Origin of the sequence: Cognatiyoonia sp. (assembly GCF_965661665.1) — a bacterium.
Classification (GTDB): Bacteria; Pseudomonadota; Alphaproteobacteria; order Rhodobacterales; family Rhodobacteraceae; genus Cognatiyoonia.
In genome coordinates this window covers 60,594-75,846 of sequence record NZ_CBFIEO010000015.1, presented here as the reverse complement: position 1 = coordinate 75,846, position 15,253 = coordinate 60,594, and the positions used below count along the sequence as shown (strand labels likewise).

At 52.5% G+C, this 15,253-nt stretch carries 13 protein-coding genes, 1 tRNA gene and 1 pseudogene; 9 read left to right on the top strand and 6 right to left on the bottom strand.

Features of this window, described 5'->3' with window-relative positions; all coding sequences use genetic code 11:
- From ACTF5F_RS10945 to ACTF5F_RS10935, 3 genes are all read right to left on the bottom strand, one after another.
- The coding region (locus tag ACTF5F_RS10945; protein ID WP_438956905.1) for a TRAP transporter large permease subunit at nt 1–1,492 on the bottom strand (1,492 nt) is incomplete at its 3' end.
- Nucleotides 1,493–1,606: 114 nt separating this feature from the next.
- Nucleotides 1,607–2,701 (bottom strand): TRAP transporter substrate-binding protein, encoded by a 1,095-nt coding sequence (locus ACTF5F_RS10940; RefSeq protein WP_438956904.1) that lies wholly within the window; start codon nt 2,699–2,701, stop codon nt 1,607–1,609.
- A 139-nt stretch (nt 2,702–2,840) separates the two neighbouring features.
- A complete protein-coding gene (locus tag ACTF5F_RS10935; RefSeq protein WP_438956903.1) occupies nt 2,841–4,442 on the bottom strand; it encodes a GMC family oxidoreductase in 1,602 nt (533 codons plus the stop codon).
- A gap of 105 nt (nt 4,443–4,547) precedes the next feature.
- Between ACTF5F_RS10935 and ACTF5F_RS10930 the strand changes: the two genes are divergently transcribed.
- A complete protein-coding gene (locus ACTF5F_RS10930; RefSeq protein ID WP_438956902.1) occupies nt 4,548–5,324 on the top strand; it encodes an IclR family transcriptional regulator in 777 nt (258 codons plus the stop codon).
- Here the strand turns inward: ACTF5F_RS10930 and ACTF5F_RS10925 are convergent.
- Nucleotides 5,321–6,640, bottom strand: a complete 1,320-nt coding sequence (locus ACTF5F_RS10925) for an ATP-binding protein (protein WP_438956901.1) — start codon at nt 6,638–6,640, stop codon at nt 5,321–5,323. The two genes, ACTF5F_RS10930 and ACTF5F_RS10925, sit on opposite strands and share 4 nt — an antisense overlap.
- A 40-nt stretch (nt 6,641–6,680) precedes the next feature.
- On the opposite strand from ACTF5F_RS10925, the gene ACTF5F_RS10920 reads away from it, so the two are divergent.
- Nucleotides 6,681–7,598 (top strand): MBL fold metallo-hydrolase, encoded by a 918-nt coding sequence (locus tag ACTF5F_RS10920; RefSeq protein ID WP_438956900.1) that lies wholly within the window; start codon nt 6,681–6,683, stop codon nt 7,596–7,598.
- Between the two features lie 1,167 nt (nt 7,599–8,765).
- Here ACTF5F_RS10920 and ACTF5F_RS10915 read toward each other — a convergent pair.
- On the bottom strand, nt 8,766–9,290 hold the full coding sequence (locus ACTF5F_RS10915) for a cytochrome b (protein ID WP_438956899.1): 525 nt from the start codon (nt 9,288–9,290) through the stop codon (nt 8,766–8,768).
- 831 nt (nt 9,291–10,121) lie between these two features.
- On the opposite strand from ACTF5F_RS10915, the gene ACTF5F_RS10910 reads away from it, so the two are divergent.
- Complete coding sequence (locus ACTF5F_RS10910) at nt 10,122–10,613, top strand: L,D-transpeptidase (protein WP_438956898.1); 492 nt, start codon at nt 10,122–10,124, stop codon at nt 10,611–10,613.
- Between the two features lie 347 nt (nt 10,614–10,960).
- On the opposite strand, the gene ACTF5F_RS10905 is transcribed toward ACTF5F_RS10910, so the two are convergent.
- Nucleotides 10,961–11,035, bottom strand: a tRNA-Asn gene (locus ACTF5F_RS10905).
- Nucleotides 11,036–11,392: 357 nt separating this feature from the next.
- Here ACTF5F_RS10905 and ACTF5F_RS10900 point away from each other — a divergent pair.
- From ACTF5F_RS10900 to ACTF5F_RS10875, 6 genes and pseudogenes are all read left to right on the top strand, one after another.
- A complete protein-coding gene (locus ACTF5F_RS10900; protein ID WP_438956897.1) occupies nt 11,393–12,220 on the top strand; it encodes a DUF2059 domain-containing protein in 828 nt (275 codons plus the stop codon).
- A 506-nt stretch (nt 12,221–12,726) separates the two neighbouring features.
- Nucleotides 12,727–13,407 carry a 50S ribosomal protein L21 gene (locus ACTF5F_RS10895; protein ID WP_438956896.1) on the top strand — a complete coding sequence of 227 codons (681 nt, stop codon included), beginning with the start codon at nt 12,727–12,729 and terminating at the stop codon, nt 13,405–13,407.
- Between the two features lie 12 nt (nt 13,408–13,419).
- Entirely contained in the window at nt 13,420–13,689 is a 270-nt protein-coding gene (gene rpmA, locus ACTF5F_RS10890) for a 50S ribosomal protein L27 (protein WP_438956895.1), read from the top strand.
- 114 nt (nt 13,690–13,803) lie between these two features.
- Nucleotides 13,804–14,349 carry a GNAT family N-acetyltransferase gene (locus ACTF5F_RS10885; RefSeq protein WP_438956894.1) on the top strand — a complete coding sequence of 182 codons (546 nt, stop codon included), beginning with the start codon at nt 13,804–13,806 and terminating at the stop codon, nt 14,347–14,349.
- Complete coding sequence (locus ACTF5F_RS10880) at nt 14,319–14,600, top strand: hypothetical protein (RefSeq protein ID WP_438956893.1); 282 nt, start codon at nt 14,319–14,321, stop codon at nt 14,598–14,600. The genes ACTF5F_RS10885 and ACTF5F_RS10880 overlap by 31 nt, the downstream gene beginning before the upstream one ends.
- A 178-nt stretch (nt 14,601–14,778) precedes the next feature.
- Nucleotides 14,779–15,228 (top strand): annotated as a pseudogene (locus tag ACTF5F_RS10875) (GNAT family N-acetyltransferase); the annotation flags it as partial.
- Nucleotides 15,229–15,253: the final 25 nt, after the last annotated feature.

Here is a 15,253-nt window from a genome sequence, read left to right as displayed (position 1 = left end):
ACAGGGTCAGAATACCGAGGCAAACCAAGGCCACCTCAGCCCCATAGAACCTTGAGGTGTCGGGTTGATCTTCCTCGCCTAAGATCGGACCCAGGCTTGGGTCCAACCAGCAACGACCCAGTGTATAAATCAGGTATAGGGACGCCAGCAACGCACCGGGGATGAATGCACCTCGGAACAGGTCGAGCGTGGACACCTCTAGCACTGGTCCCATAACGATCAACATAATCGACGGCGGGATGAGAATGCCTAGTGTACCACCCGCAGTAATACAACCAGCCGCAAGCTTCACGTTGTATCCGGACCGGCTCATTGTCGCGCCAGCCATGATGCCCAAGAGCGTCACCGACGCGCCCACGATGCCCGTAGCCGCAGCAAAAATCGTAGATACGATCAAGACTGCAATAAAGAGCGATCCGCGCACGCGAGCCATTATCATCTGGATGGAGGAGAAAAGCCGCTCCATCAGGCCTGCGGATTCCATCACGATGCCCATCAGAACAAAAAGTGGCACCGCCATCAGCTGATCATTCAGCATGGTGGAGTTTGTGTTCAAAGTCATAAGTAGGGTGGTCAGCTTGAAGTTTGCCCCCCAGATACCAAAGACGAAGGCCAAAAAGATCAGCGTGAAAGAAATCGGGAAACCGATGAAAATCACGAAGAGCATCGCTCCAAGCATGATTAAGCCAATGATAGGTTTTGACAGCTCTGGACGTGCGGACATCAGATCTGTGAACCAGCCGCCACCGGGCACGATGTCAGGAGAAAAGATCGCAAGCACCAGCCACAACAAAGCGATGATGTAGACAGGAAGCAGCCGCACAAATACACTCTCGCGCTCTTTGCCCATTTTGTGGAAGGCACGAAAAACTTCAGGCAAACCTTGTAGCAAAAGCAATGCACCGCCAATCGGCATGGCAAGGCGGGCTGGCCAAAGGATTGGCTGCCAAGCACTGTCCAAAGCCAGACGTTCACCCGTTTCGTAAGCCAGCAACCAGTATTGCGCCGATACCACGGTGAAGAAGGTCATCGAGGGTATGAAGAACAACAAGTAAGCGATGGCATCAACAGTTGCTTGGGTCTTGTCGCTCCAATTTCGGTAAAGGAAATCGGCGCGGATATGGACGCCACGCATCAGGCCATAACCGGCACCAGCCATCCAAAGGACACCAGCGGTCATTCGGCTCAAATCGTAAGCTTGCAATGTGGGACCAAGACCGATGCTGCGGGCAAAGTCCTCGTAGCCCGCGTTTTGCAGAATGATGAATGAATTTCGAGAGAAGACCTCCCAAACTACCACCGCGATCAATGGCACCATCAGTAAGGCAATCAGTTGGCCGGCCCGGTAGTTAAGAAGATCGATGACTGCGGTAATTGGGCGCTGCCACGCCGTCATATCTTCGGGCGTTTTGCCTGGGGCTTCGGCGCGTCGTTCTGCGATCAGCTCGTCAGCGATTTCGAGCTCATCCGGGTTTACCTCATCAGCGGCCATCCCCATTCTCCCTTATTGTGCGGCACCCTTCGCGGGACCTTCATTTTTGAAAAAGGTGTCTGCCCTTATCAAAAATGAAGTGCGGGGCCCCGAAAGGCCCCGCGATCAGAACACTTACTTGAGTGTGTCTGCGAATGCGCGGCCAAGGCTCGCATTCGATGTTTGTGCACCGGACCAGAATGGAACCGCAATTTCAGCGAATGCACGCTGAGACGCCCAGACTTCTGCGAAGAACTCGTTCTCATCTGCAGCAGCTTGCAAAGCGTTGGACGCAGCCGCTGAGTACTCTGTGAAGTAGTCTGCTGGTGTGTCTTCCAGGATAACGCCATGGTTCTCTGTCAGGTCTTTCAGAGCCTTACCGTTTTCGAAGATACGGTAAGACATGGACTTAGACAGAGATGCGTTTGCAGCAACTTCCAGCGCCATCTTTTCCTGATCTGTCAGACTGTCATAGAAGTCACCGTTGACATACATGTCGGCGTTCACTGTGACCTGGTGCAGACCCTGTAGGTAGTAGTGCTTCAGAACTTTCTGGAAACCGAATACGGAGTCAGGCTTCGGGCAGCACCATTCAGCCGCGTCAATTGTTCCTTTTTCCAGAGCTGGCAGAATGTCACCGCCGCCCATAGCAACAGCAGGAACACCGATGTCAGCATAAGCTGCACCAACCATGCCTGGAGGCGCGCGGAAACGCATCTGACGGAAGTCGTCCATGGATTCGATTGGCTCTGGGAACCAGCCGAGCGCTTCTGGACCAACTGGCTGCAGCATGAAGCCTTTGACGTTCACGCCCATCTCATCCCACAGACGGTCATACAGTTCTTTACCGCCGCCGTACTGGAACCATGACAAGAATGCGATGTTGTCAAGGCCAACACCAGCACCCGCAACAGGCGCGCCGAAGAGGTTTGCAGCAACGTGCTTACCACCCCAGTAGTGAGTCCAAGCAAAGCCACCTTCAACAAGGCCAGCGTCGACCGCGTCAAGAATGTCGCGTGGGCCGACGATCGCGCCTGCAGGCAGGACTTCAACGGTTAAAGAGCCACCAGTCAAAGCTGCAACGTCATCGCCGAATGCATTCAGCATGAAGACTTCGTCAGCTGTGTTTGGAAGCACAGACTGAATGCGCAGAACCTTCTCGGCCATCGCGGACGTCGCCGTGATCGCCAGTGCTGCAACACCCGCAGTGATTGTCTTAAGTTTAAACATGGATAACCTCCCTTATCCTTCACCCTCTTGTTTCTCTTTTCGGGTCCCAATTCGAGGGCATGGTTTGGGTCCCGGTATGCAATGGGGTGGTGTCACCCCACGGCGTTGGTAACTTCTCCGAAATTGGCCGCTGACATGATCATGCTCTCGCATCCTCCAAGATCATATCGCTGGCTTTCTCGCCAATCATGATAGCTGGCGCATTAGTGTTGCCGCTCACGATGATTGGCATGATGGACGCGTCAGCTACACGCAGTCCTTTTGTCCCTTTAACTCGCAACCGTGGATCAACAACTGCGTCTGGATCAACCCCCATTTTGCAGGTGCCAGTCGGGTGGTAGATCGTGACAGACGTCCTGCGCGCCCAATCCAATGTCCCCTCATAATCTTCAAAAGCGACGTCCGCACCCGGCGCATGTTCTTCTGAAATATGTGACTTAAGTGGTTCATAAGTTGCGATTTTCCGAGCCACCTGAATGCCTTTGACGATGGTGTCACAGTCGGTTTTCGTGGCCAGGTAATTGGGGTGAATTTTTGGGTGATCCTTGAAGTTCGCGGACTGCAATTCAAGGTGTCCTGCGCTTTCGGGCCGCAGTTGCAGGACAGAGGCAGTGAACGCTGAAAATTTGTGCGCACCCTCTGCAGGGCTGTCTGCGCTAAACGGTTGGATATGGAATTGAATGTCTGGTGTCGCCAGCCGTTCATCTGTTTTCAAGAACCCAGTGCCAAGGCTTGCGGCCATGGTCATAGCGCCTTTTTGGGTTAAAATATACTTCAAACCGATGATCGCTTGTTTGAAGTAATTGTTGGTCTCGATGTTGATTGTCGAGAGGTCGGTTTTGAAGATTGGGCGCGCTTGCAGGTGGTCCTGCAGATTGCGCCCCACGCCTTTGACAGCGGCGCGCGTCTCGATCCCGTGTTTTGACAATTGGTCCGGATCGCCCAGACCTGACAACATGAGGATTTGCGGTGAACCTATTGCCCCTGCTGACAAAATGACTTCGCACCGTGCTTTGAACTGAACAATCTGGTTATTCTGTTCGGCCTGAACGCCGACAACCCGCTCGCCCTCAAACAACAGCTTTTCGGTCTGCGTGTTGGGGATCACCGTCAGGTTCTTGCGGTTCTTGGCCGGGTGCAGATAGGCCACCGCGGAAGAACACCGGCGTCCACCCTTCATGGTCAGCTGAAAATGCCCAACGCCCTCTTGATTAGGGCCGTTGTAATCTGAGTTGCGCTTATATCCAGCTTGCTCTGCTGCATCAATCCAGCGGTCGACCACATCGCGGGTCAGTCGGGAGTTCTGAACCGACAGTGGGCCGTTCTTGCCACGCAAACTGTCTGGATCACCGCCTTCCCACGATTCGGACCGTTTGAAGTAGGGCAGCACGTTCTCCCAATTCCAACCAGTGCAGCCCATTTGCGCCCAGCCGTCATAGTCCTCCGCCTGACCGCGCACATAAAGCAGCCCATTGATGGAACTTGAGCCACCAAGCACTCGACCGCGCGGCCAGTTGATGGAACGACATGCGATGCCCGGATCTTCCTCGGTCTTGTAGCGCCAATCGCTACGCGGATTTCCCATCGTGCGGAAATAGCCAACAGGCACATGAATCCAAGGATTGGTGTCTTTTGGTCCAGCTTCCAACAGAGCAACTTGAAAGCGACCGTCCTCCGACAGGCGGCTCGCAAGAGCGCATCCAGCGGAACCAGCACCTACAACGATGAAGTCGAACTCCAATCGCTCCTCCCAGGTATTAAAAAATGAGACTTTTTATCTCATATAGTATCTGTTATGCAACGTATTGAGTTTGATAGGTTTTGCAACCGATTTCTTTGAGTCCAGATGATGCCAACTGAAACAGAAACTGACCGTATCCCGACAAACCTCAGATGTTTGTTGATCCTAGAGGTGCTGGGGCGGAGCGAGCGATCTATGACCGCGACGGAGATCAACGCCTCCTTGGGCCTGCCCAAACAATCCATTCACCGCCTCTGCGCAACGCTGGAGGAGGAGGGGTTCATCACACGGCTCGGCCAGTCGATGAAATACCACGCTGCCCGTCGTCTGCGTGAGTTGGGCACCGGTCTGCTGACACATTCCAGATTGCACATAGTACGTCACCAAATTCTGGAACGGGTCGCACGCGCAGTCGGGGAAACGGTCAACCTTGCGGTGCCGGAACACGATGGCATGAGCTACATTGACCGCGTTGAAACCGATTGGCCGTTTCGTATCCAGCTGCCGGTCGGCAGTCGCGTGCCATTCCATTGTACGGCCAGCGGCAAAACCTTTTTGGCGAGCCTGTCACCCACACGTCGCAAGACTTTGGTGTCTTCGCTCGATCTAACGGTCGAGACGGACCGGACCCTCAGCACACCCGAAGCGCTGTTGAAAGAAGTAGGTGAGGTTGAAAAGCAAGGCTTCGCACTCGATCAAGAAGAACTGTTCCCGGGCATGGTTGCGATTGCGGTCCCATTCTATAATCCAGCTGGGAAATTTGTGGGTGCGATCTCGTTTCATGGGCCCACACAGCGCATTTCTATCGACTATGCCAAATCGCAGCTTCCGACTTTGAAGGAAGCATCGGCCCAATTGACTGACGCGCTGTTTGCCGACTAGCGCGGCAACACGATTTCTGCCTTCAAACCGCCGAGGGTGTCACTGTCCCCAAGTCGCAGCACGCCGCCATGGGACCGCGCGATATCGTTGACGATCGACAGTCCAAGCCCGACGCCGGACCCGCGGTCCTGATTGCGGGATGGATCAAGCCGCTCAAACGGCCGCAATGCCGCATCCCGAAAATCAGCCGGAATGCCGGGACCATCATCTTGCACGGTGAACCTCACGGATTTGGGTGTGACGTGCACACTGACCTCTGCTTTCGATCCATAGCGGACAGCATTACTACACAAATTGTCCAAAGCACGGTTCAAAGCGGACACGCGCAGCTTGATCGGCTCGGAGCACCCATCGGTATCTCTCAATGTGACTGCGTGGCCAGCGCGTTGCGCCTTCTGCACGACCGCTTCGACAATTGTCTGTGGATCGACCCGTTCCAGTTGGTCCGACGCAGTATCGCGTGCGAAATCAAGAAAGCCGTCCACCAAATGCTGCATCTCATCCACATCCGCAATGAGGGGTTTCGCCTCTTCATCGTCAAGCATTGACAGGCCTAACCGAAGTCGGGTCAGCGGTGTCCGCAGATCGTGGCTGACGCCCGACAACATCAACGTTCGGTTCTGAGTCTGCCGCTCAATCCTGTTCCGCATGTCGAGGAAGGCCGCTCCCGCGGCGCGAACCTCCGTCGCACCTGCTGGAAGATAATCAACGATCTGACCTTTCCCGAAGGCTTGTGCCGCATTGGCCATCCGTTTGATTGGCCTGAGTTGGTTTCTGAGAAAGAAATAGGAAATCGCCGTCATCACGGCACCAAGGACCACCATAATCACAAGCAACTGATGCGGGTTGGAGGCGGATACGCGGCTGCGCCTGAACGTCACCTCCATCGGGCCGTGATCTGTGCCGATCCAAACCGTCACCTGTCGACGATCGGCGAGGGAGACCGCCTCGAGCGCGGGCACGCTTTGGCGCAGATAGGACCGAACCGTATTTCCGGTGAAGTCTGTCAGTGGCTTGTCGTCGACATCTTCAGGCGCCGCCTCCAGCCAATCAGTCATCAACGCCAGCGGTTGCGCGACGGCGGCGACGGCCAATTGTGCGGCATCCAAATGCGCGGCGTCATTCGCCGTGTCTGCCAGAAACCGAAGCTCAATACTCACGGTCTGCGTCATCTGCTTTGTGACGCCTTCAAAATGTCTTTGAATGAAGACGACAGAGACAAGCAACTGAATCGTTAAGACAGGCAACAACAGAATAAACGCGGCCCTGAGGTAAAGGCCGCGCGGCATGTATTGTTTGAGCCACCTAAAGAACATACCATCTACCTAACGGCGACGACGGCAGACGGAAAGACCAATGACATCCTCAGGTAATTCCCCAACCCCGGGTAAGGTCGATGTCTTAGCCCACGGTCTGCGGCGCATCCTGGCGCCCAATCCGTCACCAATGACGTTTTGGGGCACAAACACCTACCTAATTGGGCAAGAAAAGCTAATCATCATTGATCCGGGTCCAGACAGTGACGCGCATCTGAAGACGATCCTTGGCGCCGTGGGTTTTGCCAAGGTCCACTTCATTCTCGTGACACACGCCCACCTCGACCACACGCCGCTCGCGAAACGTCTGGGGGCTGAGGTGAATGCGCCGGTGCTGGCTTATGGCGATTGCCGCGTAGGGCGGAGCGCGGTGATGCAGCGGCTTGCGTCGGAAGGTTTGACGGACGGTGGGGAGGGGATTGATCGGGACTTTCAGCCCGATCAGATCGTGAGCCACGGTGAAGTTTTAGCCAGTAATGAATGGTTTCTTGAGGTCATGCACACCCCCGGTCACATGGGCAATCACATCGCCGTCCGCTGGGACAAGGCGATCTTTTCGGGTGATTTGGTGATGGGCTGGGCCAGCTCGCTCGTCTCGCCGCCTGACGGGGATCTGGATGATTTTCTGGCCTCTTGTGAGACGCTGAAGGCGCGGGGGCCAGAGGTGCTTTATCCTGCGCATGGCGCACCCGTGAAACCTGCGATTGATCGGATCAATTGGCTGATTGAGCATCGAAAGGACCGCACGGCGGATATTCTGTCAGCGCTGGTATTGGGGGCAAAGTCTGTTGATGATCTGACGGCTGAGATCTACAAAGACACGCCTAAGGAGCTCCATCCCGCTGCGGCCAGAAACATCTTCGCCCATCTGATTTCGCTCAACGAAAGCAAGCTGGTGCAGTCCACGCCAAAGCTCGGACGCGATGCCACCTATCAACTGATGCCGATCAAGAGATAGGTAAGTTGGCTCCGGCGGTAGGGATCACTTCCAAATGCTAACGCATTTCTCACTAGTTCCTTACGTCACGAGGAACCCCACCAGCTTACCAAGGTTATCCCTACGAGTATCTTTTACCTATCCTACTCAATTACTTAGCCAATTTGGCTGCCCTTTAACGCTGTGGGACTAACTTCGGTGTATCAACATCATTTTAGACTTCAAACACCACAAACAGTAAAATGTAACCCAAAATGTATCCAAGGGGTGGAACACAGGGGGCAACAGAATAGTTTTTTCAATATGTGAAAGGATTATTTGTTTGATTACAGGTGTTTGGTTTTTAAGAATGTCTCCAGCCGCTTAACATCGCATCAATGTTGCTAAAACAACCACTCATGAAGTACGCCAGCGGGTAGTATGCAGGGGCTGTGGCGTTAAAGGATATAACACGTATCAGGTTGTGTGATGGGCCGATGTTAACAGTGCTCAATATAACGACCCGCTAAGGCCGATTATATCGTCTCAGTTACCCATGCCTTTGCTGAGACAACAGAAAACATTCTCCAATTCATCTCGGACGGCTACCAAGCCGAATGCGTAGCTGCTCAACAGGAGTCGATGGAGCCTGTGCCAGAGGGAGAAGACCTTAGTGCTGTTAGAATAACGCTTGATGAGAGCAGTATTTATAACATCGACATTACAGCTGACGGCAAGGAAGCAACGGTCCTTTATGCTAATCCTAGGTGTCCACAGATTGGCTCAAGATGTTGCAGTACAAGCGGTTGCACATCTAATGTAATCGTAGACGGGATCAGTTTTCAGACAGGGGGTTAAGCCTGTATCAGTTGCCGTATGGAATGATGAGGTAAACATTCAACCGCATTGGGTTTGGTGTATCTGTCTTCAAAGAATGTGATTTCATGCCATGACTGATATGGACAACACCCTTCACCCAGCCAATTCATACATTCAGCGATGTCCCAGATGTCAGTCGCCCTTGAACACTGTCGTCGTCCACGGGGATGAGCAGTGTGTGGTTTGTAAGTCCAACATCTTTGAGTGCTGTTCAGGTGATACATGTGAGACGGACTACAACTTGTAGTGTTGGGTATAAGCATGGCTAACTCACAGCCATAAAACACATCCATGCTGTCTTAATCTTTTACCGTGCATTAACTATTCACTTTACTTTATTTTTGTTTCTTTCCAGACGGGAACCATAGAATTCCATACGCCGTCATGTTTGAATCTATGGAAGACCGCCGCCGATATATGTAAACCTATGAGCGCATAGCTTGTTTTGACTGCTAGCTCGTGCACAGTTATTATTGCCTCAATGAGCAAACCCTCTTTCATGCCCATCCAGTATATGCCACCAGTTAAGATGCCTGAAATAGCTATGGCGGCGAATGACACATACATTCCCAAATGCACCAATTTTGCTGCACGTTTTTGAAGTGCTGAAGTCTCCTCAGGTAAGGAGGAATTTTGTGTTTTGATCATGTAAAGAAATCGGCAGGCGAGCAATAAAACAAATATGATGGCAAAGATGAGTTCAAACCTAAGAAGAGCAAAATCTTCAAGCAGAGTTACGTCATCAATCTGCTTGCCAATGCCATATATGAATAAAACAACAAAGCTCCAGTGAAAAACCTTTGCTGTAATGCTGTATTTGGTACTTTTTACAGTTGGATTTATAGCTTCCATCATTTTCCCAAAGCCCGTCTATTCTATCATCAACGATGGCCTGTTCGTATCAACAGTAGACTACTTTAAGAAGCTGTACCCGATACGCAACCCTAGGCCAATGAGTGCATTAAGAGCGGCTACCAAAACTGCTTCATTAGACACTGACCTCAGAAGAACACCATGACAGCCAACAAGGTCTTTATCGCAGTCAGAGCCTTTGCCGTACTTGCGACGGCTTATGTCATTCTGACGTCTTAGGCTGGCCCTATGACCATAGCCCTTGGCCTGAATAACGACGGTGAGGGCTTGCCAACCGCAGCTCACCATATAATTTTTTATACAGAAACCTAAGGAGGATTAATATGCGTAAAAGTATTGTTAGGGCGCTTGGAGTACTTTTAGCATCTTGCAAATGCAATCTTTGCTCAGGTCTCATATGATTGGACTTATTTTTTCAATGAGCCAACAGAGGACGTATACAGCTACGATTGGTTCATTAAGTGGAGGAAAGGTTGGGGGGAAGATACTGGTTTGGATGGAGACAATACAGAATATTTCGAACTGCGTAGAGAAGGGCAAATGGATTGTGAAGGGCAACGTCAGACGTCTTGTCGCAACAAATCCGACGATAACGACAACGTTATAATTGGCCTCGATGGCTGGGTCCCCGACATAACCGAAGAAATCTTTGATGCAATATATGCTGCGGTCTGTGTGTATTCCCACTCTACACGGTTACCAGTGAGTTGATGAGCGGCGGCTATTGGGACTTCCAAGAAACTATGATAACTAACAAGACTTTGATAACTTTTAATACCTCTCAAATAGCGAGGTCGCATTAAGTTTACCGTCATGTTTAATTCATCAGGAAATTCAAATATGGTTCAAATAAAAAGGCGCAACTTTCTAAAAGCGGCACTAGCGATAGGTATATGGGAACCACTTGCTTTTACTAGTCCACTGGGGGCCGATGAAACTCGGGCTGAGTCTATTCTTGTCGAGGTCAGCATTTCTACACAAACGATGAAAGTGTATAGAGACGAACAGCTATTATACGAATGGCTTGTATCAACTGCTCGACCTGGCAAGGTAACACCCACAGGAACTTGGCAAGCGAAGTGGCTATCTCGCAATCACAGATCTAGTCTCTATAACAACGCCCCAATGCCGTACTCCATTTTTTATAACGGAAATTTTGCTATCCATGGGACCAATCAAATAGACCGTCTTGGGATACCAGCATCTGCAGGCTGTGTCCGATTACATCCTGATAACGCAGCTGTGCTATTTTCATTAGTTCAAGAGGCAGGACTTTCTTCCACTTGGGTGTCTGTTTCAACATAAAGTTGCCACACGTTATTCTAGGGCGAACCGTAACTCCAACTTAAACAACTTTAACATTACTATCGTCCAAAAACTCATCGACGAGATGTAGGTCCGTTCAGCGCTGCTACAGTACGCAGGAGGTGCCTTCACGTCCCTCAGTAACCACTGTAGATAACCGGCCCATCAGGCATGGTTGTACGGCAGAGGAACGCGATGCAGCAACCGAGTCAAGCGTAATGGCGTTGTTTGATTCCGGACTGCACAGCTACGTCTTTCACGCTGCGGACATGGTGCGGACACAGAAATTCGATAGCACCGCGCACTTGCGACCAGTAACTTTAAATCTCTGTAGTTGTTGGGTTATTTGGCTCCGGCGGTAGGGATCGAACCTACGACCAATTGATTAACAGTCAACTGCTCTACCGCTGAGCTACGCCGGAAAACCTTAGGCGCGTATAGCAACGGGATTCTGAGGCGTCCAGAGGGATTTTTGTGAAATTTTCAGGGCGGGAGCTAAGGCCGTTTCAGCAGTGCATGGAGCAGATTTTTCCGCTGCAAATGGCGCTCAATGATTCCGCGCGCGAAACACGTTACCGTGCAGGTAAGTTTTGATTTTTTAACCTTTCACCGCCCCATTCGACCGCTCCGGCTCCTCTCCGCAAATGGTCAGGCTTGTGATTTAGTGGCGGGCTGGCACTAGCGGAAACGCTTGGTCATTTTTCAGCCAACCCGCCGTGAGTGCGATGGACATTTGGCCGTCACCGATTAGGTATGATGCCAACAGGAAAGGTCTGATTATGTACAAATCCCTTTTGGCACTTTCTGGCGCAGTGGCCTTGAATTTTGCAGCCACGCCTGCGCTGGCGTCGGAAGCGACAGACGCGCTTTTTGATGCGCTGCGGTTCTCAGACGTGATTGAGATCATGCACGAGGAAGGTGTCGACTACAGTGATGAGCTGGCTGAGGACTTCTTCCCAGGTCGCACGGTTGCGGAATGGCCGGATGTGATTAACGTTATTTATGACAAGGGCCGGATGGAGACGGAGCTGCGCGACTCTCTCTCCGACGCGCTGGATGGCAAAGATGTGAAGGCGATGACGGCCTTCTTTTCCGACGGTGTGGGGGCTGAAGCGGTGACGCTGGAGATTTCTGCCCGCCGCGCCTTCATGGATGACGAGATCGAAGCGATCGCCAATGAGAATGCGGTGATTGCGGCGTCCGACGAAACGGACCGCTATCTGCTCATTGAAGAGTTCATCAAGGCGAACAACATTATTGAAAACAATGTCGTTGGCACGCTCAATTCCAACTTTGCGTTCTTGGTGGGCTTAATGAGTTCCGGCGCATTTGGCGATGACATTACAGAGGATCAAATCCTCGCCGATATCTGGTCGTCAGAGGGGGAGATACGCATGAGCACGAGCGAGTGGGCCTATTCCTTTCTGATGATGGCATATCAGCCGCTCAGCGATGAAGAGGTTCAGACCTATATAGATTTCTCGAAATCGGCAGCGGGTAAGCAGATGAATGTCGCCGTGTTCGAAGCCTACGACCAAATGCTGGAGCGGATTTCGAGCGAACTTGGCGCAGCGACTGGGCGCTACATGATGCAGCAGGAGCTTTAGCCGCCGTAGACCATCAACGCGACAATCAGTGCTTCAAAGTTAGTGTCATAAAGCGCCAGATCCCCTTACAATTGAGTGATGCGGGCAGGGCGGTGGTTGACTGGGACGCCGGAAATATCGAAGGCTCGGGTTAGTGTTGCTCTGCCGCCGTTTTCAATGTCAGTGATGAGCGCGTGATGCTGTGTTTTGACGAGCACTTCCATTTGCTCCCGATGCTCCGCATAGGCGGCATTTCCAATGGCTGTGCTGGTGCCTGAGATCAGCAGCCGAAGTGGTTTGCCTCCGAGCTACAGGCGGTAAGAAACGCCAGAAAAACAAAGGGCGCGGCAGGTCGCATGGAATACTCCAAAAGGGGTTGACTTGTATCCGACAACCTCACATAAGCGCGCATCTGTTCAAGGCGCTTGGACAGGCAATTGCAAATTACCGCCGATAGGCGCGCAGTTGGCAGGCAATGAAACACCCAATCGGGGGCCTGATCGACGCGGAAACTAAAGGAATAAGTTATGTTCGCGGTTCTGAAAACCGGCGGCAAGCAGTACAAAGTCGCATCTGGCGACGTTCTGCGCGTCGAAAAGCTGGCAGCTTCTGCTGGTGACAAAGTCCAATTCAACGACATTTTGTTGGTCAACAACACTGTGGGTGCGCCTTTCGTATCCGGCGCCGGTGTTCAGGCTGAAGTGATCGACCAGATTAAAGGCCCAAAGACAATCAACTTTGTTAAGCGTCGCCGGAAGCACTCTTCCGCACGTAAGAAAGGCCACCGGCAGCAACTGACTCTTCTGCGGATCACTGAGATCCTCGAAAAGGGCGCAGACAAGTCTGGTGTAATGGCGGCAGTATCTGGTGCGGGTGTTGCGGTAGCAGCGGTTGCGCCAAAGAAGCCAGCGGCGAAGAAAGCGGCGCCTAAAAAGGAAGCTGCACCAAAGGCCGAGACAAAAAAGGCCGCGCCAAAGAAAGCAGCGCCTAAGAAGGCCGCTGCATCTGAAGCAGACAACCTGACACAAATCAGTGGCGTTGGGCCAGTGATTGTCAAGAAGTTGAACGATCTTGGCGTGACAACATTCGCTCAGATCGCAGCGTGGACGAAAGACGACATCGCTGCTATGGACGAGAAACTGAACTTAAAGGGCCGCATCGAGCGTGATGATTGGCTCAAGCAAGCCAAGAAATTGGCTAAAGGCTAAGGAGAGAGACACATGGCACATAAAAAAGCAGGTGGTAGCTCCCGTAACGGACGCGACTCAGCCGGTCGTCGTCTTGGCGTGAAGAAGTTTGGTGGTGAAGTTGTCGTTCCAGGCAACATCATCGTGCGTCAGCGCGGCACAAAAATGTGGCCAGCCGCTGGTGTTGGCATGGGTAAGGATCACACAATCTTTGCAACTGCCGAAGGTCAGGTGAAGTTCCACAAAGGTTTGAAAGGCCGAACATTCATTTCCGTACTTCCAGTGGCGGAGGCCGCTGAATAAGCCGATACCCAAAAGGTACAAAATTTTGAGGGGTCGGTGAAAACCGACCCCTTTTTTTATTTTTGGCCCAATCCCATGAGGCAGGGCCCCACCTTTCTAAAGGAGGACTTTAATATGTTGCATGAAACCTTCGCGAACCCTCAGACAACCATCAAGTCTGATCGTTTCGTTTTGCGCCCGCTCAAAGTGTCGGATGCAGGTCTCGTGAGCATGTATGCCTCTGACGAGAAACTGGCTCGTGGCACACGCTCCATCCCGCACCCGTTGCCGCCGGGCACGGTTGAGGCGCAGATCAACCGCGCCAATGATCCTAGTGTTCCTGAGGAGATTTGGGCGTTGGACGGCACGGCTTCAGGCCATGCCGAGGTTTTGGGGCTCATCAGTCTCAGCCGGATGGACCGTGCCCAGTCAGAGGTGTTCTATTGGGTCGCACCAGCGTTCTGGAACGTGGGTTTCGCCACCGAAGCCGTGAAGACACTCATTGCAGCCAATCCACATCAGGCGGATCATTATTTCGCCGAGGCGTTTCAGGACAATCCGGGATCGGCCCGTGTTTTGACGAATTGTGGATTTGATTACTTGGGCGATGCGGAGGCGTTCTCCGTCGCTCGCAATGCGGTGGTGCCAACATGGACCTATACTCTGAAAACCAAAACGTGACGCCTATTCTAGACTGCGATGGGTTCATCCTTTGGCCTTTGGTCGAGGGGGACGTCGATGTGTCGATCGCGGGTCTGTCGCAGTGGTCGGTGACCAAATGGCTGACCAGTGTGCCGTGGCCGTTTGAGGCGAAACACGCGCGGGAGTTCATTACAGAAAACGCGCCTTCCTCGGACGGTCCGATATGGGCAATTGATGACGGTGGCATGATGCTTGGGGTAGCCGGCACTGATCCCAACTTGGGCTATTGACTGCACCCCAACCACCGCAGCAAGGGCATCACGACCTGCGCCACCCGTCGCGTGATAGACTACGTCTTCGAGCAGGCAGCAACGGGTGAGTTTGTCACGTTGCAGCGGGTCGTTCTGACACGAGAGGGCTGGGAATCGTATCATTGCTAACGTGACTTACTGAGAGACAGACTTCGACAATCTCCATCGGCTTTGCAGCGCGTGGGAGGTCGTGCGTCAGCTTGGAAGCTGGCCGTGGCTGCCCGAACCCGCATTCACACACGGCAGATGCGTGCCCTTCAAATGCAATGGCGTTGTTTGGGCAATTTGCAGCGACGATCAGTTGATTGGAACGGTTGGCGTCACGGATTGGACGTTGGGCTATATTCACACGCCAAATCATGCGGGGCATGGGCTTATGACAGGTGCGGTGGAACGTGCACTCGAAGCTTGGTTCAAGACGTCCGACTTGATCAAAGCCTATACTTGGATTGACAATCCAGCTTCCGCTCGAGTTCTTACGAAAAACGGCTTTGAGCGGATGGGCACCTGCGTTAATCCTTCCCCAGCGCGCGGTGAGGATGTGGAAACACTTTCATATGAGCTAACCCGTGACCGTTGGCAGACCTTGAGAAGCCAAGCGCAATAGACTAGTGCGAAGCAAAGGCTAGAAA